The 22586-nt window shown below is 73.0% G+C and carries 17 protein-coding genes and 1 pseudogene; 8 read left to right on the forward strand and 10 right to left on the reverse strand.

Translation table 11 applies throughout. The features are described from left to right. Positions 1-142 precede the first annotated feature (142 nt). On the forward strand, positions 143-1024 hold the full coding sequence (locus tag CP984_RS35025; protein ID WP_030183393.1) for an alpha/beta fold hydrolase: 882 nt from the start codon (positions 143-145) through the stop codon (positions 1022-1024). Here the strand turns inward: CP984_RS35025 and CP984_RS35030 are convergent. The 3 genes and pseudogenes from CP984_RS35030 to CP984_RS42310 all read right to left on the reverse strand — a co-directional run bounded on the left by CP984_RS35030 (position 963) and on the right by CP984_RS42310 (position 8555). Further along, complete coding sequence (locus CP984_RS35030) at positions 963-6002, reverse strand: SDR family NAD(P)-dependent oxidoreductase (RefSeq protein ID WP_255304258.1); 5040 nt, start codon at positions 6000-6002, stop codon at positions 963-965. The genes CP984_RS35025 and CP984_RS35030 overlap by 62 nt on opposite strands. After that, positions 5976-6902, reverse strand: a pseudogene (locus tag CP984_RS42690) (acyltransferase domain-containing protein); the annotation flags it as partial. The pseudogene CP984_RS42690 and the gene CP984_RS35030, both read right to left, overlap by 27 nt. A 42-nt stretch (positions 6903-6944) precedes the next feature. Beyond that, entirely contained in the window at positions 6945-8555 is a 1611-nt protein-coding gene (locus tag CP984_RS42310; protein ID WP_226048732.1) for a beta-ketoacyl synthase N-terminal-like domain-containing protein, read from the reverse strand. Between the two features lie 633 nt (positions 8556-9188). On the opposite strand from CP984_RS42310, the gene CP984_RS35035 reads away from it, so the two are divergent. Together CP984_RS35035 and CP984_RS35040 are read left to right on the forward strand one after the other, a co-directional pair. Continuing rightward, positions 9189-9611: a cupin domain-containing protein gene (locus tag CP984_RS35035; RefSeq protein WP_003986044.1), complete on the forward strand. Its 423-nt coding sequence runs from the start codon at positions 9189-9191 to the stop codon at positions 9609-9611. Positions 9612-9665: 54 nt separating this feature from the next. Continuing rightward, the gene (locus tag CP984_RS35040; RefSeq protein WP_003986043.1) at positions 9666-10415 is read left to right on the forward strand and encodes an SDR family oxidoreductase; all 750 of its coding nucleotides are present in this window, start codon (positions 9666-9668) and stop codon (positions 10413-10415) included. Between the two features lie 43 nt (positions 10416-10458). Here the strand turns inward: CP984_RS35040 and CP984_RS35045 are convergent, their stop codons facing one another. Then, positions 10459-11142, reverse strand: coding sequence for a TetR family transcriptional regulator (locus tag CP984_RS35045; RefSeq protein WP_003986042.1), 684 nt, complete (start codon positions 11140-11142; stop codon positions 10459-10461). A gap of 112 nt (positions 11143-11254) precedes the next feature. On the opposite strand from CP984_RS35045, the gene CP984_RS35050 reads away from it, so the two are divergent. The 5 genes from CP984_RS35050 to CP984_RS35070 all read left to right on the forward strand — a co-directional run bounded on the left by CP984_RS35050 (position 11255) and on the right by CP984_RS35070 (position 15259). Next, positions 11255-12184, forward strand: a complete 930-nt coding sequence (locus CP984_RS35050) for a zinc-binding dehydrogenase (RefSeq protein ID WP_003986041.1) — start codon at positions 11255-11257, stop codon at positions 12182-12184. Between the two features lie 158 nt (positions 12185-12342). Then, on the forward strand, positions 12343-13116 hold the full coding sequence (locus CP984_RS35055) for an IclR family transcriptional regulator (protein ID WP_003986040.1): 774 nt from the start codon (positions 12343-12345) through the stop codon (positions 13114-13116). Further along, positions 13113-13970, forward strand: coding sequence for an SMP-30/gluconolactonase/LRE family protein (locus CP984_RS35060; protein WP_003986039.1), 858 nt, complete (start codon positions 13113-13115; stop codon positions 13968-13970). The genes CP984_RS35055 and CP984_RS35060 overlap by 4 nt, the downstream gene beginning before the upstream one ends. A gap of 101 nt (positions 13971-14071) precedes the next feature. Next, positions 14072-14425, forward strand: a complete 354-nt coding sequence (locus tag CP984_RS43070) for a DUF5133 domain-containing protein (protein ID WP_030183395.1) — start codon at positions 14072-14074, stop codon at positions 14423-14425. A gap of 189 nt (positions 14426-14614) precedes the next feature. Further along, positions 14615-15259, forward strand: a complete 645-nt coding sequence (locus tag CP984_RS35070) for a dihydrofolate reductase family protein (RefSeq protein ID WP_003986183.1) — start codon at positions 14615-14617, stop codon at positions 15257-15259. Between the two features lie 39 nt (positions 15260-15298). On the opposite strand, the gene mmsB is transcribed toward CP984_RS35070, so the two are convergent. From mmsB to CP984_RS35100, 6 genes are all read right to left on the reverse strand, one after another. Beyond that, positions 15299-16540, reverse strand: coding sequence for a multiple monosaccharide ABC transporter permease (mmsB, locus tag CP984_RS35075; RefSeq protein WP_003986184.1), 1242 nt, complete (start codon positions 16538-16540; stop codon positions 15299-15301). A gap of 7 nt (positions 16541-16547) precedes the next feature. Continuing rightward, positions 16548-18140 (reverse strand): sugar ABC transporter ATP-binding protein, encoded by a 1593-nt coding sequence (locus CP984_RS35080; RefSeq protein ID WP_050498880.1) that lies wholly within the window; start codon positions 18138-18140, stop codon positions 16548-16550. 14 nt (positions 18141-18154) lie between these two features. Continuing rightward, positions 18155-19270, reverse strand: coding sequence for a multiple monosaccharide ABC transporter substrate-binding protein (gene chvE / locus CP984_RS35085; protein ID WP_003986186.1), 1116 nt, complete (start codon positions 19268-19270; stop codon positions 18155-18157). After that, entirely contained in the window at positions 19267-20232 is a 966-nt protein-coding gene (locus CP984_RS35090) for a hypothetical protein (RefSeq protein ID WP_003986187.1), read from the reverse strand. The genes chvE and CP984_RS35090 overlap by 4 nt, the downstream gene beginning before the upstream one ends. Positions 20233-20317: 85 nt before the next feature. Next, entirely contained in the window at positions 20318-21340 is a 1023-nt protein-coding gene (locus CP984_RS35095) for a zinc-dependent alcohol dehydrogenase (RefSeq protein WP_003986188.1), read from the reverse strand. Then, on the reverse strand, positions 21337-22497 hold the full coding sequence (locus CP984_RS35100; RefSeq protein WP_003986189.1) for a mandelate racemase/muconate lactonizing enzyme family protein: 1161 nt from the start codon (positions 22495-22497) through the stop codon (positions 21337-21339). Before CP984_RS35100 ends, CP984_RS35095 begins: the two co-directional genes overlap by 4 nt. Positions 22498-22586: the final 89 nt, after the last annotated feature.

A 22586-nucleotide genomic window follows, 5' to 3' on the forward strand; every position in this document is an offset into this window, starting at 1 on the left:
CGCGGGCGGCGCCGTCTCCCGGGGTGCCGCGCGGTCACTCATCGATCGCTGATCCGGCGCCCGCACCCTTGGTGACGTCCCCGGACGACCCGGACCGCGGGGTCCGGGACCGTCCACTCTGCCACGAGCCACAGGAGCCGCTGTGACACACCCGAGCATCCCCGGATTCACCGAGCACCGCGTGCCGGTCGACGACGGCGTCACGCTGAACGCCGCCGTCGGCGGCACCGGCAGCCCGGTCGTGCTGCTGCACGGATTCCCGCAGACCCATGTGATGTGGCGGCATGTCGCGTCCGACCTCGCCGCCGACCACACCGTCATCTGCCCCGACCTGCGCGGCTACGGTGCCAGCGACAAGCCGGCCGAGAGCGGCCCTGAGGTCTACGCCAAGCGGACCATGGCCCGGGACATCGTCCGGCTCGCCGCCGCGCTGGGACACGACCGCTTCACGCTGGCCGGTCATGACCGCGGCGCCCTGGTCGCCTTCCGTACCGCGATGGACCACCCGGAGACCGTCTCCCACGCGCTCTTCCTCGACATCCTGCCGACCCTGGACATGTGGGACGCCCTGCACGGCGTGTCCGCCGCGGTCGGCTTCCACCTCTACCTGATGGCCCAGCCGCCGGGCCTGCCGGAACGGATGATCCAGGCGTCCGCCGACACCTTCTTCGCCCACTTCCTCGACGCCTGGACCAGCACCCCGGACGCGATCCCAGCCGACGTACGCGCCCACTACCTCGCCGCGTCCGCCGCGGCCGTGCCCTCCATCGTCGCCGACTACCGCGCCTCCGCCGGGATCGACGTGGACCACGACACCGCCGACCGGGACGCGGGCAACCGGCTGACCATGCCGGTCACCGTCCTCCAGCAGGACTGGGGCGCGGCCCTCGGCTACCACGCCCAGGGCCTGTGGAGCGCCTGGGCCGAGGACCTGCGGCACCGTACGGTCTCGTGCGGTCACTTCATGGCGGAGGAGGACCCTCGGCTGATCGCCTCTGAGATCCGGGCTCTCGTGGGCCGCTGACGGCGTCGCGAGGTGGCGGAACCCGGCCGCCCGGGGCCGGCGCGGCCTCGGCCGGGCGGGACAGGCCCAGCCGGACGTACACGATGCGGGCGATATCGGCGATGGTGCCCTCGGACCTGAGCAGTTCCATGGGCGGCAGGTCGAGGTCGAAGCGCTGCCGTACGGTGACGAGCAGTTCGGTGCCCATCAGGGAGTCCATGCCGTACTCGTCCAGCCGCCGGTGGTGGTCGATCTGGTCCGGTGACATGTACAGAACCTCGGCGAACAGTGCGGCGACGGTCTCGGCGATGACACCGCGGGCTTCCTCCGGCGCCATACAGGCCAGTTCGCGTACCAGCTCGTCCCTGCTCCGACCGCCGCCCTCGGTGGGGACGGACAGGAGCCCGGCGAGGCGGGGAGCCATCGTCGTGGGCAACAGGCGGGACAGCCGCCCCCAGTTGTAGCAGCCAGCCCCGAGAACGTCGGGACCGGAGGTCAGGGCGGCGTCGACGGCGCGCAGGGCCTGGCGGGGGCTGACCGGTTCGATGCCCATGCGGCTCATGGCGTCGGTGAGGGCGCTCCGGGCGACATAGCCGGTTTCCCCCAGGGCGCCCCAGGCCAGTGCTGTCGCGGGCAGGCCCATGGCCCGGCGCCGGCGGGCGAGCGCTTCCAGATAGAGGTTGGCGGCGACGTAGTTCGCCTGGCGAACGTTGCCCAGGGTGGCGGTGGCCGACGAGTACAGCAGGAAGAAGTCCAGGTCCAGGCCCTCGGTGAGGCGGTGCAGAACTTCCGCTCCGGTCACCTTGGGGGTCAGGACCGCGGAGAACCGCTCCTCGGTCAGCTCGGCCAGCGCTCCGTCGTCCAGGTGCATGGCCGAGTGGACGACGCCGCGCAGGGGACGCCCCGCCGCGTCCGCCTGCGACACGATCTGCCGCATGGCTTCGAAGTCGCTGACGTCCGCGCGGTGGACCGACACCCGCACCCCCTGGGACGCGAGGCCGGCGAGCAGGGCATCGGCTTCGGGTGTGTCGCCGCCCCGCCGCCCGACCAGCGCCAGGTGGCCCGCCCCGCACCGGGCCAGATGCCGGGCGGTCAGTGCTCCCAGGCCGGTCAGACCGCCGGTGACCAGGTACGTGGCGCCGGCCCCGAGAGCCGGGCGGTGCGTGCGCGGTTCGACGCGGGGGGCCTCGTCGTGAGGATCGAAGGTGACGATGACCTTGCCGACGTGCCGGGAGTGCTGGAGCAGCCGGAACGCCTCGGTGACGCGGGCGGCCGGGTAGACGCTGTGCAGCAACGGGCGGTAGGCCCCGTTGCGGACGAGTTCGGCGACCTCCGCGAACTGTTCCATGGCCAGCCGGGGGTCCTGGAGGAGGCCGATGAGGTCCACTCCGTAGAAGGCGATGTTCTTACGGAACGGGCGCAGCAGCAGCGGACGGTTCTCGTAGATGTCGCGCTTGCCGAGTTCCACGAAGCGGCCGCCGTGGGCGAGCAGTTCGAGGCTGCGCACGGCGGCCTCACCGGCGAGCGAGTTGAGGACGACGTCCACGCCCCGCTCGTCGGTCAGGTGGCGGACGTCGTCGGCGAAGGCCAGGGTGCGGGAGTCCAGGACGTGTTCCACGCCCAGTCGGCGCAGCAGGTCGCGCTTGGCCTCGGACCCGGCGGTGGCGATGACGCGGGCTCCGTGTCGCTGCGCGAACTGTACGGCGGCCAGTCCCACGCCCCCGGCGCCGCCGTGTACCAGTACGGTTTCGCCCACGGCCAGGCGGGCCAGCCGGCCGAGGCCGTAGTGGACGGTGAGGAAGGCCACCGGGGCGGTGGCGGCGTCCGGGAACGGCATGCCGTCCGGGATGCGGCCCACCGCGTGCTCGGACGTGACGGTGTGGGTGCCCAGGGAGTGGGGAGCGAGGGCCAGGACCCGGTCACCCGGGCGCAGTGACGTAACCCCGTCACCGACCGCGGTGACCACGCCCGCGCATTCCAGGCCCAGCCCGGCCTGCCCGCCGGCGGCTTCCTCCGCCTCGGCGGGCAGCAGACCGACCACCTGCATGATGTCCCGGTAGTTGAGGGCCGCGGCGTGTACGGCGATGGCCACCTGCCCCGCGCCCACCGGCGGTGGCGTGCTCTCCTGCCAGGCGAGTTCGTAGGAGAGCCCTGGATGGCGTACCTCCAGGGCGTAACCGGGAAGGTCGCTCCCCGGCCGACAGCCGACAGGGGACGGAAGTTCGGTCAGACGCGGAACGAAACGGCCGGATGCGGTCAGGGCCAGTTCGTCCTCGTCGGTCGCGGTGAGCAGTTCGCGGACGACCCGTTGCCCGTCCACGGCGGTGTCCCCGGTCCGGTGCAGGGACAGCCGCTTGACGGCCAGATCCGGATATTCGTTTCCCACGGTGCGTGCCACGCCCCAGGCAGCGGCGTCCACCGGATGCGCGGGCGCTTCGGGCGCGGGCAGGGCCCCGCTGGGCCGGGACACGAGCCACAGCGTCCGCTCCGTTCCGGCGGGGAGCGTGTCCAACGCTTCGGCGACGGAACGGAGCAAGTCCGCGCGCCGGGCCGCATGCTGTGCCGCCCACGCAGCCGGGGCGTCTGCTGCGGTCAAGGTGCCGGGATCTGCCAGCACCACCACGGCAGTCACTTTGGAGTGCGGGGAGAGCTGGTTCTGTACGGAGTCGACCACCTCCGCGGCAGCGTGCCGGTGGACCGGGGCGGCGCCGGCGGTGCCGAGTGCGTCGGCCACCGCCGCGGAGAGGGAGCCCGGACCGTCGTCCTCGCCGATCACGACCCAGGCCGTATCGGCATCGGGCGCGGGCAGGACGGGCGGAGCGGCCGGTGGCGTGGCCGGGTCGGCGGTGGCCACGAAGACGGAGAAGCCCTCGTGTGGACCCTCGCCCGCGCCGCCGACCGCCGTGACGTCGGTGAAGCCGCAGGAAGGCAGCAGCCGCAGCCACGCGTCGGCGGGCAGCAGCACGGAGTCGCCGCGCAGTTCGTGATCGGTGAAGTTCCAGAACCCTTCCAGCGTTCCGAACAGCGGAGCCAGCAGTTCGAGGTCGTGCGTCTCCAGGCAGACCAGCCGCCCGCCCGGACCCAGCAGGCGCCGCACGCGCCGGAGCGCCGGGGCCACCTCGGCGGCGGTGTGCAGGGCGTTGGCCGCGATGACCAGGTCGAAGCCGTGGTCGGTGAAGCCTTGGCCGCCGCCGTCCTGGTTGAGGTCGAAGGTGCGGTAGTCCACGAAGTCGTAGTGCGCGAAGCGCTTCTGCGCGGGGCCCAGGAACAGCGGTGAGATGTCGGTGAAGACATAGCGCGTACGGTCGGGCGGCAGCACGGGCAGCAGGGCCGCCGCGGCACCTCCCGTACCGGCGCCGATCTCCAGGACGCGCAGCGGACGGTCCGCCGGCCACCGGTCGGCCAGCTGGGCGGCCACGGTCTGCATGAGCCGGTTGTAGCGGCGGCAGGGGAACTCGATGTCGTAGAACTGCTCGATGGCGGGGGCCGCGCCGTCGGCCACGACCTTCTCCAGCAGCTCGCTCCCGCCGCGCAGCAGCGCCAGGCCGTGCCGCAGGCACAGGCTGTACAGCAGCGTCTGGGCCGGGCCCGCCGCATTGCCGTCGATCAGGGAACGCAGGGTCTCCGCGGTACGGGAACACGGGGTGGTCAGCCGGAACCGTTCGCCGTCCAGGCGTTCCACGAGGCCCGCCCGCTCCTGGAGGCCGAGCAGCAGCCGGGCCAGTTTCCGGTGCCGGTCCAGCATGCCCGCGGTGACCAGGTCATCGAGGGTGAACGGGGTGCTCGGATCGGGCAGCAGTTCCGTGTAGAGATCCGCGGCACCATGGGCCGAAACGTTCTTCAAGCCGCGCAGCGCCGCCGCGGTCCTCGGGTCGTGGGCGAGGAGCGGGGTGATCTGCCGCTCCGCGCTTGCCAGCAGGTCCGGGGTGGGCGGCAGCGGACTGGGCGCGACGCCGTGGTCCACGTGCGGGGCGGCGCGCATCACCATACGGTGATGGCTCAACGGGGCGGAGCGCATCCCGTCGAAGCGGCGCAGCCGGCAGCCTTCGAGCTGCGCGTGCACCGTGCCGTCCGTACCGGCGACCAGGACATCCCAGCACAGCTCGGTGGCGGTACGACTGCGCTGACGTACGTGCACCAGCCCGTCGGCCGGGGGAGTACGCCAGACCCGTACGGCGCCGAACCCGACGGGCAGGTACGCGTCGCGCTCCTCGTCCAGTACCTGCTGGGCCAGGGGCAGTCCGGCTTGCAGAGCCCCGTCGAACAGGGCCGGATGCACCTCGTAGGCACTCGCGTCGGCGTCCAGGCGGTAGCGGGCGAAGACTTCGCCGTCCCCCACCAGCAGTTCCCGCAGCACCTGGAAGGAGGGACCGTAGTCGAGGCCGACGGCGCACATGGCGGCGCGGTGCCGGCCGGCATCGATGTGCTGGGGGCACCGCGCCCGCAGCGCCGGTACGTCGAGATCGGCGCACGGGCGGCGCAGCAACTGCCGGACGCGTCCGCGCGCATGCCGACGCGCGCGCCCCGCCCGCCCCTCACCGGCGGCGATGCTCACCACACCGTCCTCGGTGGACCAGGCGAGCTCCAGGCGCACCTGGCCCGGGTCGTCCCAGGGGACCACGATCGGCCGGTACAGCTCCAGGTTCTCGATCTCGCAGGCGGCGTCCAGGACCCGCCGTCCGGCCGCCAGCGCCAGTTCCACGTACCCGGTGGCGGGCAGGAGCACCGCGCCCGCGAGGCGGTGATCGGCCAGCCACGGAACCAGGGCGGGCTCCACCGTCCCGTACCAGGTCGGTTCGGCGTGGGCGGTGCGCACGCCCAGCAGCGGGTGCTCGTACTCTCCGAGGCCGCCGGTCCAGGCGCAGCGCTCGCCGTGCCAGTGGCGCTCGCGCTGCCAGGGGTAGGCGGGCAGGCGGGCGACCGTGCCGGGGACGGGGAAGTGCGCGCTCTGATCGGTACGGGCCCCGGCGGCGATCAGGCGGGTGGTGGCGGCCCGCATCTGCCGTATGCCGTCGCCGTCGCGGAAGAGCGTGGGGACGACGGCCACCGGGCCGGGCGCGGCGGCCGCCGTACGCCGCAGGTACGGCTGCACGATCGGGTGGGGCCCGACATCGACGAAGACGTCGTGGCCTTCGGCCAGCAGGCCCGCCACCGCGGGTTCGAACCGTACGGTGTCCCGCACGTTGCGCCACCAGTACGCGGCGTCGAGTTCGCCGTCCGCCACCTGCCGCCCGGTCACCGCGGAGATCATCGGGATGCCGGTCCTGCGCGGCCGCAGCTCCGCCAGGCCGGTCAGGATGTGCTCGCGGACGGGGTCCATGGCACGGCTGTGGAAGGCGAAGTCCAGGTCGAGCAGGACAGCGGCCACGTTCCGGTCGGCGCAGTGCCCGACCAGGGCCTCCACGTCGGCGGCCGGGCCGGCCACCGTCACGTCGCGGGCGGTGTTCACACAGGCGATCTCCACCTGCGGGCGGCCGTCCAGCAACTCCCGGGCCTGCGCGGCGGACAGGGTGAGGGCCGCCATCCGGCCCTGGCCCGCCGTGGCGGCCTGGGCGCGTCCGCGGACGGCGATCACGCGCGCGGCCTCGGGCAGCGACAGGGCCCCGGACACGTACGCGGCGGTGATCTCGCCGACGCTGTGCCCCAGTACGGCCGCGGGCTCGATGCCCTGGTGGCGCAGCATCGCCGTCACGGCGATCTGCACCGCGAACAGCAGGGGCTGCGCCACCTCGGTCCGCGCCAAACTCCATTGCGCTGCGGGCAGTTGTAGCTCGCCCAGTACGGACCAGCCCAGCTCCGGTCGCAAGGCCGCGTCCACGGCGGTGAACGCGGAACGGAAGGTGGCGTCCTTGTGCAGCAGGTCCGTGCCCATGCCCGCCCACTGCGCGCCGTTGCCGCAGTAGACGAAGACCGGACGCCCGTCGTGGACCGCCTCGGCCCGCTATGCCTGCGGCGCCGGTGCCGGTTCCGGCGGAGGGGCGGCCTCCGGCTTCTCGACGAGCTGCGACAGTGCGGCCGCGGCCTGGTCCGGTGAGGATGCCAGCACCACCGCGCGCAGAGGATGCAGACCGCGCCGGTTGCCCGACGTCCACGCGAGGTCGTAGAACTGCCGCGCGTCGGCTGACGCCAACTGCTCGGCGGTCCGGAGCAGCGCCTCGTCGAGCGCGCTACTGGACCGGGCCGAGACGACCACGGGCAGCGGGACCGCGGCAGGCGGCGCGGCGTTCACCCGGTCGATGGCCGGGGCGGGGGCCAGGACGGCGTGGGCGTTGGCGCCGCCGAACCCGAAGGAGTTGACGCCGATCACCGAGCGCTCCGTGAGGCCCGCGGGACAGGCGCGATCGGCCAGCCGGAGCCGGAGCCGGTCGAAGTCGATGTGCGGGTTGAGGGCGGCGGCGTGCAGCGAAGGGGGAATGACGTCGTGGCGCAGCACCAGAAGAGCCTTGAGCAGACCCGCGATGCCCGAAGCGGGCTCCAGATGGCCCAGGTTGGACTTGACCGAGCCGATCGGCAGCGCGCCGATGGTGCGGTGGACGCCCAGCGCCCGCCCGATGGCCTCGGCCTCGATGGGGTCCCCCACAGGAGTGCCGGTGCCGTGCGCCTCGATGTACGCGATGTCGTCCGCGTGCACCCCGGCGCGGGTGTAGACGTCCTCCAGCAGAGCGCGCTGGGCCTCCATCCGGGGCAGCGCCAGGCCGGGCGTGCGCCCGTCGCTGTTGGCGGCGCAGTCGACGAGCAGCGCGTCGATCCGGTCCCCGTCGGCCAGCGCGTCGGGAAGCCTCTTGAGCAGGACCATGCCGCCGCCCTCGGCCCGGACATAGCCGTCGGCGTCCGCGGAGAAGGAACGGCAGCGCCCGCTGGGCGAGAGCATCGCCGCCTGCGAGAAGCCCACGAAGTGGTAGGGGCTGAGCAGCAGGTTGACGCCGCCCACCAGGGCGGCGCGGCTGGTGCCGTCCCGCAGCGTCCGGCACGCCTCCGCCAGGGCGACCAGCGACGACGAGCACGCGGTGTCGACGATCAGGCTCGGACCGTGCAGGTCGAAGAAGTGCGACAGCCGGTTGGCGGCGATGGACGAAGCGGACCCGGACATGGTGTACGCGTTGACGCTCTCCGGCATCGTCATCTGCAGTGCGCCGTAGGACTGGTCCGAGATCCCCACGTACACGGCGGTGTCGGAACCCGCGAGCCGGGCGGGTGCCACGCCGGCGTCGTCGCACGCCTCGACGGCCAGCTCCAGCAGCAGCCGGTGCTGCGGGTCCATCTGCGCCGCTTCCTTGGGCGAAATGCCGAAATAGGCGGCGTCGAACGTGCTGACATCTCCCAGGAAACCACCCGCACGCGTATAACTTTTCCCGGGCCGCGGCATGGTGGAATCGACGAACCTGGCCACCTCGAACCGGCTCTCCGGAATTTCCGTCACCCGGTCCGCGCCGTCCGACAGTGCCGACCAGAGCCCGCCGAGGTCGGTGATGCCGCCCGGCAGCCGGCACGCCGCCCCGATCACCGCGATGCGCCGGTCGAGGGGGGACACGGCAGGGGAGTTGACTGTCATAGGCCTCTCACTGCGGGTGCACGCGAGGGCAGCGGCAACGCACCCGCCGGGCGCCGAGAAGAGCCCACCGCGTGCCGGTGCCCCCTCTGGGCTTCTTGGCCGACGTCAGCGCATCCTGACCACAACCCAGGGGCACGGCAAGGACGCCGTCCCTCTAACGAGCTACACATCGGCACGACTAGACAGATATTCGGATCGTGTGTCCGATTCCTTCTCGCCTCCGATGTCCGGGGGCGCGCCCGCGCACCTGCACGACACCGTCCCGGACGCTTTCCGGGGCGGGGGCCGGAATTCTTCTCCCGGCCGGAAAACGGGAAAGCTGAAGGGACGCCGTGTGGCGTGATTGCGCAAAATCGTGGGGGTTCGGTGAGCCGGTTCTTCTCCGCCCTGCTGTTGGCGGTCGCCTTGTCGGCCTTCAGGAGGGCGTACGAGCTGTGGGTGCGGTGGCAAGGGTGGCGGGCGCGTCGGAAGGCCCCGCGGAAGGCCGCTGAGCGGGAGTTTCCGCCGGGCCGGCCGGACCACCGTACGGACCCGTCGTGCGGACGGCCGTACCCGGATGTGTCCGGTTCGGCGCTCACCGGGCACGTCCGGGCCCGGAGCACAATGGGGCCTCTCTTCGCAGGAGGACTCGTCATGCCGGACCCCCGTGAGCACCCGCACTCGGAGGCGTGGAAGACCGCGCTCACCGTGCTGCAGGAAGTCGCCCCGCCCGCCATTCCGGAGGGCGCGCACGTGACGACCGTACAGATCGAGTACCCGCCCGGAGACGGGGGCGCACCGCCGCACCGCCACCCCGGCCCGGCCTTCGGGTACGTGCTGGAGGGTGAGATGCGCTTCGAGCTGGAAGGCGAGGGGGAGCGGATCATCCGCGCCGGGGAGACGTTCTGGGAGCCCGGCGGGGACGTCATCCACTACCAGGACGGCAACAACCTCACCGACACGCGCCTGCGCTTCCTCGTCACCATGCTCTGCGTTCCGGGACAGCCCATGCTCGTCCCGGTCGACGAGGACGAGCTGAAACGGCGCGCCCACCTGCGGGCGCCCCGGCCGTCCTGACGCGTTCCCCGGAGCCCTCGGTCCAAGGAGTACGCGACCCAAGGAGTACCCGACGTGAAGATCGTGGTCATCGGAGGCACCGGCCTCATCGGCGGCAAGGTGGTCGGCAGGCTCCGGGAACGCGGGCACAAGGCGGTGCCCGCCGCACCCGGCACCGGCGTGAACACGCTCACCGGAGAGGGCCTCGACGCCGCGCTGGCGGGAGCCCAGGTGGCCGTGGACGTGGCCAACTCGCCCTCCTTCGAGGCGGCGGCGGTACGGGACTTCTTCACCACCTCCACCCGCAACCTGCTGGCCGCCGAGGCGAAGGCGGGCGTGACGCACCATGTGGCCCTGTCGATCGTCGGTGTCGACGACCTCCCCGACAACGGCTACTTCCAGGCGAAGGCGGCCCAGGAGCGTCTGATCAAACAGGGGCCGATCCCGTACTCGATCATCCGGGCGACGCAGTTCTTCGAGTTCGTCCAGGGCATCGCCGACACCGCCACCGAGGGCGACACCGTGCGCGTACCGCCCGTGCTCTTCCAACCGATCGCGGCCGACGACGTCGCCGAGGCGGTGGCCGGGACCGCCGTGGAAGCCTCGCTGAAGGGGACCACCGAGGTGGCCGGCCCCCAGCTGTTCCGCTTCGACGAACTGGTCTCCCGGGCGCTGCGTGCCAGGAACGATCCGCGCAAGGTCGTCGCCGACCCGCACGCCCGCTACTTCGGCTCCGAACTGTCCGAACGCAGCCTCGTCCCCGCCGAGGGCCACGCCCGCCTGGCCACGACGCGCTTCGAGGACTGGCTGCGGACGTCGGCCTGAGTCCGGGGGGGACGGGGCCGGGAGCCGGCCGCGATGAGCGGTACTAGGACTCGGCCACCGGCCGGGCTTCCAGGGCAAGCGCTTCGGGCAGGGCCGCGAACGCCGTCCGCAGGTCGGCGGCGAGCTGACGGCGAGTGGGGGTGCCCTGCTGTCCCTGGCGGGCCGACCAGTCGCCGAGTGCCTGGTGGAAGGCCGCGACCGCCATGTCCAGCGCGAGCCGCGCGTGCAGGGAACGGGGGTCGGTGGAGGGCGGCAGCTCCAGGCGGCGGTGCAGGACGTCGAGGATGGAGCGGCTGGTGCGGTCGCAGAACTGCCGCCCGCGTACGTCCATGGACGGCGTCTTCTCGGCCAGCCGGCGGCTGAGCGCGACGCGGTGCGTCCACCCGTCGTCGGACACCTGCTCCAGCGCGTCCAGCAATGCCGTCCGCAGGAGCTCCAGCACGGTCGTGCCCTGCGGGGCCAGGGGGCGGGTCTCCAGGCTGTCGAGGCAGGCCAGCCACAGGTCGTGGGTCGGGGCCAGGGCGACGTCTTCCTTGCCGGCGAAGTTGCGGAAGAAGGTGCGCTGGGAGATCTCGACGGCGTCGCAGAGGTCGTCGAGCGTGGTCGCGTCGAAGCCGCGTTCCGTGAACAGTTCGAGCGCGGTGTCGATCAGCCGCTGCCGGGTGCGCTGCTTCTTGCGCTCGCGCAGATTCGTGGTCGCCGCCGTTGCCTTCACCGTTCCCGCCATGGCGGTCAGCGTATCAGCCGTACGCTGGCGAACCGCATTTGCCGGTTGACGGCAAATGCCGGTCACCGGCATTCTGAGGCCGTACGTTGCCGCTCACGAAAGGCGAACGACCATGCGCGCGCTGCTCATCGACCACTCCACCCCCTCCGGACTGCGCCTCGGCGAGGCCCCTGACCCCGAGCCGGCCCCGCACCAGGCGCTGGTCAGGGTGACGGCGACCTCGCTGAACTACGGGGAGGTCAAGGTCGTGGCCGAGCGCGCCGCCGACGGTGCGGTGCTGGGCTGGGACGCGGCCGGGATCGTGGAGCGGGCGGCGGCCGACGGCTCCGGCCCTGCTGCCGGCACGCCCGTCGTCACGCTCGGCCCCGACGGCGGCTGGGCGGAACTGCGCGCCGTGAGCACCGACTTGCTCGGCGAGGTGCCGCACGGGGCCGACCTCGGCGCCATCAGCACCATCCCGGTCGCGGCCACCAGCGCGCTGCGGGCCCTGCACGCGCTCGGCCCGATCCTGGGCCGCCGCGTCCTGATCACCGGCGCCACGGGCGGCGTCGGCCGGTACGCCGTCCAGCTCGCCCGGCGCGGCGGCGCCGAGGTCATCGCGACGACCGGCTCGCCCGAGACACAGGGCCCGGGCCTGCGCGAACTGGGCGCGCACCAGGTGCTGTCGGGCCCCTCCGAGCTCACCGGGCTCGTGCACGGCGTGCTGGACATGGTCGGCGGCCCGCAGCTCGTGGACGCGTTCAGCATGCTGGCCGGAGGCGGCACCCTCGTCGCCGTCGGCCACGCCGCGAACGTACCCGAGCACTTCCCCGTCGGCGCCCTCTACGGCGACGAGGGCCGGCACGGCCGTTCACTGGCCACCTTCCACCTGCTGGAATGCCCGGGGCTGTCGCCCGACCTCACCTGGCTCGCCGCACGTGTGGCGGACGGGGAGCTCGACCCGCAGATCTCCTGGCGCGGCGGCTGGGACAAGGCGCCCGAGGCCGTGGCCGCTCTGCTGGAGCGGCGCCTGCACGGGAAGGCCGTACTGGACCTCACCTGATGAGGAACAGCGCGCGCTTGCGGCCGGTAGTAGTCGGTGATTCCGTTGCCCACGGTGGGGGTGCGCACTAGGGTTCGTCCGTGATACCGGCGGTCGGCCGGTATCACGAACGACCGGCCCGGCCGGCCGGTCCGGTGACGGATGAGGGGCGGCAGCGCATGGGACGGCTCGTACCCGCGGTGACGCGGGCGCTGGACATACTGGAGCTCTTCCTCGACGGGGACGGCACGCTGTCCGCCCCCGACATCACCCGCAGGCTCGGCCTGCCGCGCACCAGCGTGCACGAACTGGTCAGCACGCTCGTCGCGCGCAACTACCTCGCCCACGTGCCCGAACAGCCGGGGCGCTTCCGGCTCGGCGTGCGCGCCTACCAGCTCGGCAGCCGGTACGCCGAACAGCTCGACCTGGCGGCCGAGGGGCAGCGGGTGGCCCGCGAGGTCGCCGAGACCTGCGGGGAGACCGTGCACATCGCGCTCCTCGAAGGGACCGATGTGATCTACGTGGCCAAGGTGGACAGCACCCACGCGGTACGTATGGTGTCCGCGGCGGGGCGACGGCTGCCCGCGCACTGCACCGCCGTCGGCAAGATGCTGCTGGCCTCGCTGCCCGAGGCCGCGCTGGCCGAACGCATCCCGGCGGACGGCGAGCTGACCGCCATGACGGAGCACAGCGTCACCTCGCCCGCCGAACTGCACACCCAGCTCGCGCTGATCAGGGACCGGGGCGTGGCGGTGGAGCAGCGGGAGTCCAACCCGGACGTGAGCTGCGTGGCCGCGCCCGTACGGGACCGCGCCGGGCGGGTCGTGGCGGCGCTCAGCGTCTCGGTGCCGATGATCCGGTGGAGCGAGGAGCGGTGCGCCGAACTGGCCGGGCTGGCCCGCAAGGGCGCCGACGAGCTGTCCGCGCGGCTCGGCCACCGGGGGCAGCCGTGACCCGGGCCTGGGAGGTCGCCGTCGCCGCGCCGGCGCGGCTCGGCGAGGGGCCGACCTGGGACGCCCGCGCCGGGCGGCTGATCTGGGTCGACATCCTCTCCGCCCGCGTGCACACCGTCGACCCCGCCACCGGCCGCCGCACCGTGCTGGCCACCGAACAGCACGTCGGCGCGGCCAAGCCCCGTAGGGGAGGCGGGCTGGTCGTCAACCTGCGGGACGGGGTGGGCACGTACGACGCGGACGGCGCGTTCGCGTGGCTGCACCGCGAGCCCGTGGCGGGGCGGCGCGGCAACGACGCGGCCGTGGCGCCGGACGGGGCGCTGTGGGCGGGCACCATGGCGTACGACGAGGCGCCGGGCCGCGGCACGCTCACCCGGATCGCGCCGGACGGCAGCGCCACGCGTGTCCTGTCGGACGTCACGGTGAGCAACGGCACGGGCTGGAGCCCGGACGGCCGGCGGATGTACTACATCGACACCCCCACCCGGCGCGTGGATGTCTTCGACGTCACGGACGAGGGGCTGGTGACCGGCCGCCGTCCCTTCGTGGAGATCGAGGAGCCCGCGGAGACGGCGGGCTATCCGGACGGGCTGGCCGTGGACGCCGAGGGCGGTGTGTGGGTGGCGATGTTCGAGGGCGCGCAGGTACGGCACTACACGCCCGGCGGGGTGCTGGAGCGGGTGCTGCCGATGCCGGTCGCCCGCCCCACGGCCTGCGCGTTCGGCGGCGCCGCGCTCACCGACCTGTATGTCACCACGGCGCGCGGCGGGCCGGGCGCAGCGCCGCTCGGCGGCTCGCTGCTGGTGGTGCCGGACGCCGGGCGGGGGCTGGCGCAGCCTGAATTCGCCGGGTGAGGCGGGCGCGCGACGAGAAGAAAAGCGGGGGGCATACGGGTGGGGCCGTCGGGTACACGGAGCGCAGTTGTTCACGGACGGTGTTGAACGAGGAGGCCCTGATGTTGCTGGCGCACCCCGCTGTACTGCGTGACCTGGTCGAGCAGTACACGACGCTGCGCGTACTGGACGCGGAGAACGGGAGCCCGGAGGTCCGGCAGCGGATGGACGATGTCGCCTACACCCTGTGCGTGTCCACCGGCACCCGTGATGTCGACGCCGCGCTGATCGCGGCCCGGCACCGGCTGCCGGGCGCCCGGGTGGAGGACGACTCCCTGCTCGCCGAGCTGCCCGCCCGGGACGGCACCGGACACCCGGCGGCGGCCGGGGAGGACGGCGGGGCGCCCGCCGACCGGGCCGGCGCGGTACTGCCCGCCGCGGCGGCCGGGGACGGGGCGGTGCTGCCCGCCGCGTAGCGCCCCACGGAGGCGCCACGCCGGGCACCCCGGCCGGCCCGGGCCCCGCCGGACGACGGCGGGGCCCAGGCGTATGGGCGGTCTTGAAAGAAAAGCGCGGACCACTGTCGATCCGGCGGCGTCCCGTTCGACGTCCTGGTGCGGGGCATCCCGCCGCACCGGATGCGATCGGACCTGACGAGGAGACACGTGGACCAGCTGCTGAGAGTCATGAATTTCAACGTCTCACGGGACGGCATCGGCGCCGGCGAGCAGCAGAGCCTGGAGAGCCCGTTCGGCCTCCCCCACCCGGAGAGGCTGTTCGCCTGGGCTGGCGCCACGGCGAGCTGGCCGATGCGCACGGACCCCGGCGGGAGCCGGGGCCTGGACGACTACTTCACACGGGACTTCGCACGCAACATCGGCGCCGAGATCATGGGCCGCAACAAGTTCGGCCCCCAGCGCGGGCCCTGGCGCGACCACGACTGGCGCGGCTGGTGGGGTGACGAGCCCCCGTTCCACACCCCGGTGTTCGTCATGACGCACCACGAACGCCCTTCGATCACGCTCTCCGACACCACGTTCCACTTTGTCGGCGGCGACCCGGCCATGGTCCTCGAACGGGCGCGGGAGGCGGCGCGCGGCAAGGACGTCCGGCTCGGCGGCGGGGTCACCACCGTCCGGCAGTTCCTGGACGCCGGCCTCGTCGACACCCTGCATGTGGCGGTCGCGCCGGTGGAACTCGGCTCCGGGATACGGCTGTGGGATTCCCCCGACGAGCTGCTCGACCGGTTCCATCTTGAGGTCGTGCCCAGCGCGAGCGGCGTCGTGCACCACTTGTTCTGGCGGCGGTGACACGCGGCGCCACCCCGGCGGACCGGTGCGGCCACCGCGCTACGTACCGGTCCGCCGCTTGTTCCACACGTCGAAGCCGACCGCGGCCAGCAGGACCAGGCCCTTGATGACCTGCTGGTGGTCGGTGCCGATGCCGACCAGGGACATGCCGTTGTTCAGGACGCCGAGCACCAGTGCGCCGGTCACGGCGCCGAACACGGTGCCGATACCGCCGCTCATGGAGGCGCCGCCGATGAACGCCGCCGCGATCGCCTCCAGTTCGAAGTTGATGCCCGCCTGCGGGGTGCCCGCGTTGAGCCGGGCCGCGTAGACGCAGCCGGCGAGCGCGGCGAGGACGCCCATCGTGACGAAGACCAGGAACGTGACGCGCCCGTCCCGCACCCCGGACAGGCGGGCCGCCGCCCGGTTGCCGCCCAGCGCGTACACATGGCGGCCGACGACCGCGTCGCGCATCACGAAACCCAGCCCGAGCAGCAGCACGCACATGATCAGCAGGACCACCGGGACGCCGTGGTAGCTGGCCAGGGTCAGCGTGAACACCGCCACGGCCGCGGTGATCGCGGCGCACTTGGCCAGCCACAGGGAGCGCGGCAGCACTTCGAGGCCGTGCGCGGCCCGCCTCCGGCGGTCGCGCCGTTCGCGCAGCAGCAGCCCGGCCACCACCACCAGACCGATCAGCAGGGTCGGGTTGTGGTAGCGGGTGTACGGCCCGGCCTCCGGGAGGAAGCCTTGGGCGAGGTCCTGGAACGGCCCGGGGAACGGGGAGAGGGACTGCCCCGCCAGGACGATCTGGGTCGCGCCGCGGAACAGCAGCATCCCGGCCAGGGTGACGATGAAGGACGGTATCCCGACGTACGCGATCCAGAAGCCCTGCCAGGCGCCCGTCGCCGCGCCGATGAGCAGGCACAGCAGCAGCGCGGGCAGCCAGTGCAGATGGTGCTGGACCATCAGGACGGCCGCCACGGCGCCGGTGAACGCGGCCAGCGAGCCGACGGACAGGTCGATGTGCCCGGCCACGATCACGATCATCATGCCCATGGCGAGGATGAGGATGTAGCTGTTCTGCTGGACGATGTTGGAGACGTTGTTGGGCAGCAGCAGGGCGTTGCCGGTCCAGATCTGGAAGAGGACGACGATGACCGCCAGCGCGATGATCATGCCGTACTGGCGCAGGTTGCCGCGCACCGCGTCCAGCAGCACGGCGGCGGCCGACGGGCCGGGCCCGTCACCGGACGGCGGGCCCGCCGGATGGTCGGCGGACGGTTGGACTGCGGTGGTCATGGCGGCCTCAGCTCTCGTCCGTGGGGGAGGGGCGGGTGGTCGGCGGTTCGACGGTCATCAGGCGCATCAGCGCCTCCTGCGACGCCCGCGCGCGGGGCAGCTCACCGGTCACCCGCCCGGCCGCCATCGTGTAGAGGCGGTCGCACAGGCCCAGCAGCTCGGGGAGTTCGGAGGAGATCAGCAGCACCGCCTTGCCGCGCGCGGCCAGCTGCCCGATCACCGCGTGGATCTCGTACTTGGCGCCCACGTCCACGCCCCGCGTCGGCTCGTCGAGGATCAGCACCTCCGGCCCGGCGAGCAGCCACTTGCCCAGCAGCACCTTCTGCTGGTTGCCGCCGCTGAGCCGCCCGACGGGCTCGAAGACGGTGCGCGACCTGATGCCCAGTGAGGTCCGCAGCTCCTCGGCGGCCCGGCGCTCCGCGTGCCGGTCGACCACCCCGCGCCGGGCGAGCCCGGACAGTGCGGCCAGCGAGAGGTTGCGGTGCACGGTGTCCAGGAGGTCCAGGCCGTACGTCTTGCGGTCCTCCGTGACGTACGCGAGGCCGCTCGCCACCGCCTGCGGCACGGTGCGCAGCACGACCGGCCGGCCCCCGAGCCGTACGGTGCCGCCCGCGTACCGCCCGTAGGAGCGGCCGAAGACGCTCATCGCCAGCTCGGTGCGGCCCGCGCCCACCAGCCCCGCGAGGCCGACGATCTCACCGCGCCGGACGTGCAGGGACGCCCCGTCCACCACCGTGCGCCGGTGATCGACGGGGTGGCGCACGGTCCACCGCTCGACGGCGAGCGCCGGTGCGCCCGCGTCCGGGCCCTCGTAGCGCGTCCGCGGCGGGAAACGGTGGTCCAGATCGCGGCCGACCATGGCGCGGATGATGCGCTCCTCGGGGACGGACGGCGCGGCGCCGGGCCGGTCCCGTACGGTGAACGTCTCGACGGTGCGCCCGTCGCGCAGCACGGTCACCCTGTCCGCGACCCGCCGGATCTCGCCCAGCTTGTGCGAGATCAGTACGCAGGCCACGCCCTGGTCGCGCAGCCGGCACACCAGGTCCAGCAGGTGGTCGCTGTCCGCGTCGTTGAGCGCGGCGGTCGGCTCGTCGAGGATCAGCAGCCGTACGTCCTTGGCCAGCGCCTTGGCGATCTCCACCAACTGCTGCTTGCCGACGCCGAGATCGGCGACACGGGTGCGCGGGTCCTCTGCCAGGCCGACCCGTGCCAGCAGCGCGGACGCCTGCCGCAGCGTCTCGTACCGGCCGATGACCCCGCGCCGGGCCCGCTCGTTGCCGAGGAAGATGTTCTCCGCCACCGACAGACACGGCACCAGTGCCAGTTCCTGGTGCACGATGACGATGCCGCGGCGCTCACCGGCCCGTACGTCCCCAAACGCACAGCGCTCACCGCCGAAGCGGATCTCACCGGCGTAACTGCCGTGCGGATACACCCCGCTGAGCACCTTCATCAGGGTCGACTTGCCCGCGCCGTTCTCCCCGCAGACGGCGTGGATCTCCCCGGCGCGCACCGACAGCCGTACGCCGTCCAGCGCGGTGACGCCGCCGAACTTCTTGGTGATGCCGTGCATTTCCAGGACGGGCGTGTCCGCACGCATCACCTTGAGCCCGCTCACAGGGCGCCGCCCAGGTCCGCGGCCTTCAGATAGCCCTCCTCGACCAGGATCCGGGCGTTGCCGCGGTCCACGCTGACCGGGTCGAGCAGGAAAGCGGGCACCACCCGCGCCCCGTTGTCATACGTCTTCACGTCGTTGACCTGCGGCTTCCTGCCGTGCAGCACGGCGTCGCCCATCAGCACCGCCTGCCGCGCGAGCTTGCGGGTGTCCTTGTAGACGGTCTGCGTCTGCTGCCCGGCCAGGATGGACTTCACGGCGGCCAGCTCCGCGTCCTGCCCGGTCACGACGGGGTACGGGCGGCCGGCACCGCCGTAACCGACGCTCTTCAGGGCCGAGATGACGCCGAGGGAGATGCCGTCGTACGGGGAGAGCACCGCGTCCAGCCGGGCCGTCCCGTAGTACGTGCTGAGCAGGTCGTCCATCCGCTTCTGCGCCGTGCCGCCGTCCCAGCGCAGCGTGGTCGCCTGGTTGAGCGCGGTCTGGCCACTGCGGACGACGAGCTGCCCGCGTCGCAGGTACGGGCGTAGCTCGGCCAGCGCGCCGTTCCAGAAGTACCGGGTGTTGTTGTCGTCGGGCGATCCCGCGAACAGCTCGATGGTGAACCGCTCGTCAGCGCGCGCCTCGAGCCGCAGCTTGGCCACGATGTAGCGGCCCTGGAGCCGGCCGACGCGGGCGTTGTCGAAGGAGGCGTAGTAGTCGACGTCCGGGGTGCCGAGGACCAGGCGGTCGTACGCGATCACCCCGATGCCCGCCTCCTTCGCGCGGCGCAGCACATCGGTGAGCGCGGAGCCGTCGATCGCCGCCACGACCAGCAGCCGGTGCCCTTTGGCGACCATGTTCTCCAGCTGCGCGACCTGGTTCTCCACCCGGTCGTCGCCGTACTGGAGGTCCGCGCGGTAGCCCTTGGCCGCGAACTCGCGGACCATGTTGCGGCCGTCGGCCAGCCACCGTTCGGACGCCTTGGTCGGCATTGCGATGCCGACCGTGCCGCCTCCGGAGCCGCCGGGGCGGTAGCGGCTGCCGCCCTTGGCCTCCTGGCCGCAGGCGGTCAGGCCGAGGGCGAGTGCCGCCGCGACGACGGTGCGGCGGGGTATGTGGGCGGGGCCGCTCACCGGCCCTCCTCGGGTACGGGGAAGCGGCGCAGCTCGCCCGGCAGCCGGGAACCGGGCGGCGACATGCGGCCGTCACCGCCGAGCCGGGCCAGCAGGTCCAGCACCAGCCTGCCCCGCCGCACCCGTTCACGCGCGCTGTCCAGGGCGGCGGCGCGCAGCTGGGCGCCGTACGGGTACAGCGCGGGGGAGCGGCTGAGGCCGAACTTCAGGTACAGCGGCGCCCCGCGCCGTACGAGCTGCGCCACGTCGTACATCCGCACATAGCCGCCGAGGTCGTCGGGCGCCTCGACGTAGAAGTCCATCGGGGCGCGGGAGACGCGGCGGATCTGGGTGAGCTGGTCCAGGGTGAGGTCGCTGGGCACGTTGAGGGAATCGGCGCCGAGCCGCTCGAAGATCTCGTACGCGGCCGGGTTGACCGGCCCGACCAGCGCGGAGACCTTGAACGTGGTGCCGGCGGGCAGGGTTCCGGCGGCGCGCAGCCGGTGCAGCAGCCACAGCACGCCCTCGTCGGCGACGAGCAGACAGCGCACGCCCAGGTCGGTGGCGCGCAGCGCGTCCTCGACGCAGCCGGCCACCGCCTCCTGGCCCCGGGCGCGCGGCCCGGCGGCACCGCCGGCTTCCCAGGTGCCGCGCGGCCCGGTGAACAGGCACAGCTCCGCCCCGTGCGCGGCGCACGCGTCGAGCATGTCGGTGATCTCGGTGTCGGTCAGCATCCAGACACCGCTGCCCTGGCTGACGCGGTGGACGGGCACGCCGAGCCGCACGGCCTCCTTGAGGACCGCGGACAAGACCTCCGGGCCTTCCACGGAGGGGATCTCGGTCCGCCAGGTGCCGCCGTCGGGGAACGCGTACGGGGAGGCGTCGGCCGGGTCGTCGGCGGGGGCGGCGTGGCCGAGCGGGGCGAGGGCGTGGTGTGCGGGGTGGCGGAGGAGGGGGCCGGTACCGGGAGGGGCGAGGGACATGGGGCTCCTCTGTTCGGGATGTCGGACGACGTTCGGGATGATGGTCGTGAGGCGGCCGAGCTGTTCGGTGGTGCGCGGGCGGCGCCTACGCCTCCGGCCGCACCAGCACCTTCCCCACCCCCGGATCGCCGCTGCCCACCAGCGCCACGGCCTCGCCCCAGCGCTCCAGCGGAAACGTGTGCGTGATCAGTGGCGCGGGATCCAGTAGGCCGGTGGTGAAGGCCCGTACGGCATGGGTCCAGGCGGCGGACGGCGCGCCGAAGACGCCGCGTACGGTGAGGTGGTCGGTGACCAGGCGTACCGGGTCGAGGCCGCGGGCGCCGGAGCCCGGCAGGCCGGTCAGGACCACCCGGCCGCCCCGGCGGGCGAGTTCCGCCGCCGTCGCGGCGGTGTCCGGCGCGCCCGCGGTCTCCACCACCACGTCGAAGCCGCCGGGCCCCGTACCGGGGGAGCGGGTGCCGGTCGCGCCCATTGCCAGGGCCTGTTCGGCCCGGGCCCGGCGCGGATCGACGGCGATCAGCTCGGCGGGGGAGACGGCGGCCAGGAACCGTACGACCAGCAGCCCGAGGGTGCCCGCGCCCAGCACCGCGATCCGCTCGCCGGGCACCGCGCGGGCGGCCAGCGCGGCAGCGGCGGCGACCGCGGCCGGTTCCAACAGCGCGGCCGCGTCGAGGTCCGCGTCGTCGGGGAGCGGGTGCAGCAGCCGGGCGGGCACGACCAGGGTGTCCGCGAATGCGCCGGGGCGGGTGAACCCGGTCTCGTCGTAGGCCGCGGCACACAGCGAGGTCTCGCCGGCCCGGCAGCGGTCGCAGGCCAGACAGGTACGGAAGTTCTCGCCGACGACCTTGCGGCCGGTCAGTGCGTCCGGCACCCCGTCACCGACCGCGGCGACCGTGCCCGCCCACTCGTGGCCGGGGACGATCGGGTAGCGAACGTACGGGGCGGGCCGCCCGCCGTCGTACACCTCGCGGTCACTGCCGCACAGGCCCGCCGCGGCCACCCGCACCAGCGCCTCGCCGGGCCCGGGTGAGGGGGTGGGCGCGCTCACGAGGCGGTGCTGTCCTGGGCCTTCGACCAGGACGGACCGGGTGCGCGCGGGCGCGGTCACCGGTGCCCGCCGCCCGCTTCGCGCCGCTCCCACCCCTCGGCCCACAGGTCGAAGCGGGCCGGCTGCTGCGGGAACTCGGCTGCCGCGTCGGTGTCCAGCTCGACGCCCAGGCCGGGCGCGTCGGGCAGGGTGAAGTAGCCGTCCACGACCTCGGGCGCGCCCTTGACCACCCGCTTGATCTCGGAGTCGGCGAAGTCGTTGAAATGCTCCAGGATCTTGAAGTTCGGAGTGCAGCCCGCGAGTTGCAGGGAGGCGGCGGTCAGCACCCCGCCGCCCACGTTGTGCGGCGCGATCATCATGTAGTGCGTCTCGGCGGTCGCGGCGAGCTTGCGGGTCTCCAGGATGCCGCCGAAGTGGCCCACGTCCGGCTGGACGATGTCCGCCGCCTGCGACTCGAACAGCTCGCGGAACTCGATCCGGTCGTGGATGCGCTCCCCGGTCGCGATCGGCGTGTCCACCTTGCCGGCGACCTTGGCCAGCGCCTTCAGGTTCTCCGGCGGTACGGGTTCCTCCAGCCACGCCGGGTCGAAGGGCGCCAGCTCGCGGGCGAGCCGTACCGCGGTGGCGGGGCTGAACCGCCCGTGCATCTCCACCATCAGCTCCCGGTCCGGGCCGATGGCGTCCCGTACGGCCTCGATGAGCGAGACGGCGTAGCGGGTGCCGGCCGGGTCGAGTTCGAGGTGGCCGGTGCCGAACGGGTCTATCTTCAGCGCCTGGTAGCCGCGTTCGACCACGGCGCGGGCGGCGGCGTGATAGCCCTCCGGTGTGCGCTCGGTGGTGTACCAGCCGTTGGCGTACGCCTTGACGCGATCGCGCACCCGGCCGCCGAGCAGCTGCCACACCGGTACGCCCAGCGCCTTGCCCTTGATGTCCCAGCAGGCCGTCTCCACGCACGCGACGGCGGACATCACGATCTCGCCGGCGCGCCCGTAGTCGCCGTACTTCATGCGCCGCACGAGGTCTTCGATGTCGAACGGGTCGGAGCCGGTGAGGTGGTGGTCCGCCGCTTCGGCGAGATAGCCGAGGAGGGCGTCGGTGCGGCCCAGCATGCGGGTCTCGCCGACGCCGGTGAGGCCCTCGTCGGTGTGGACCTGTACGTAGGTGAGGTTGCGCCAGGGGGTGCCGACGACATGCGTGCTGATACCGCTGATGCGCACGGGAGCTGACCCTCCATCGTGTTCGATATTTCGTCACGCGTCCGAAATGGTGGCGTGACCGTAATGAGCGCCGCCGGGCGGTGTCAATG

The organism is Streptomyces rimosus, from assembly GCF_008704655.1.
Lineage (GTDB): Bacteria > Actinomycetota > Actinomycetes > Streptomycetales > Streptomycetaceae > Streptomyces > Streptomyces rimosus.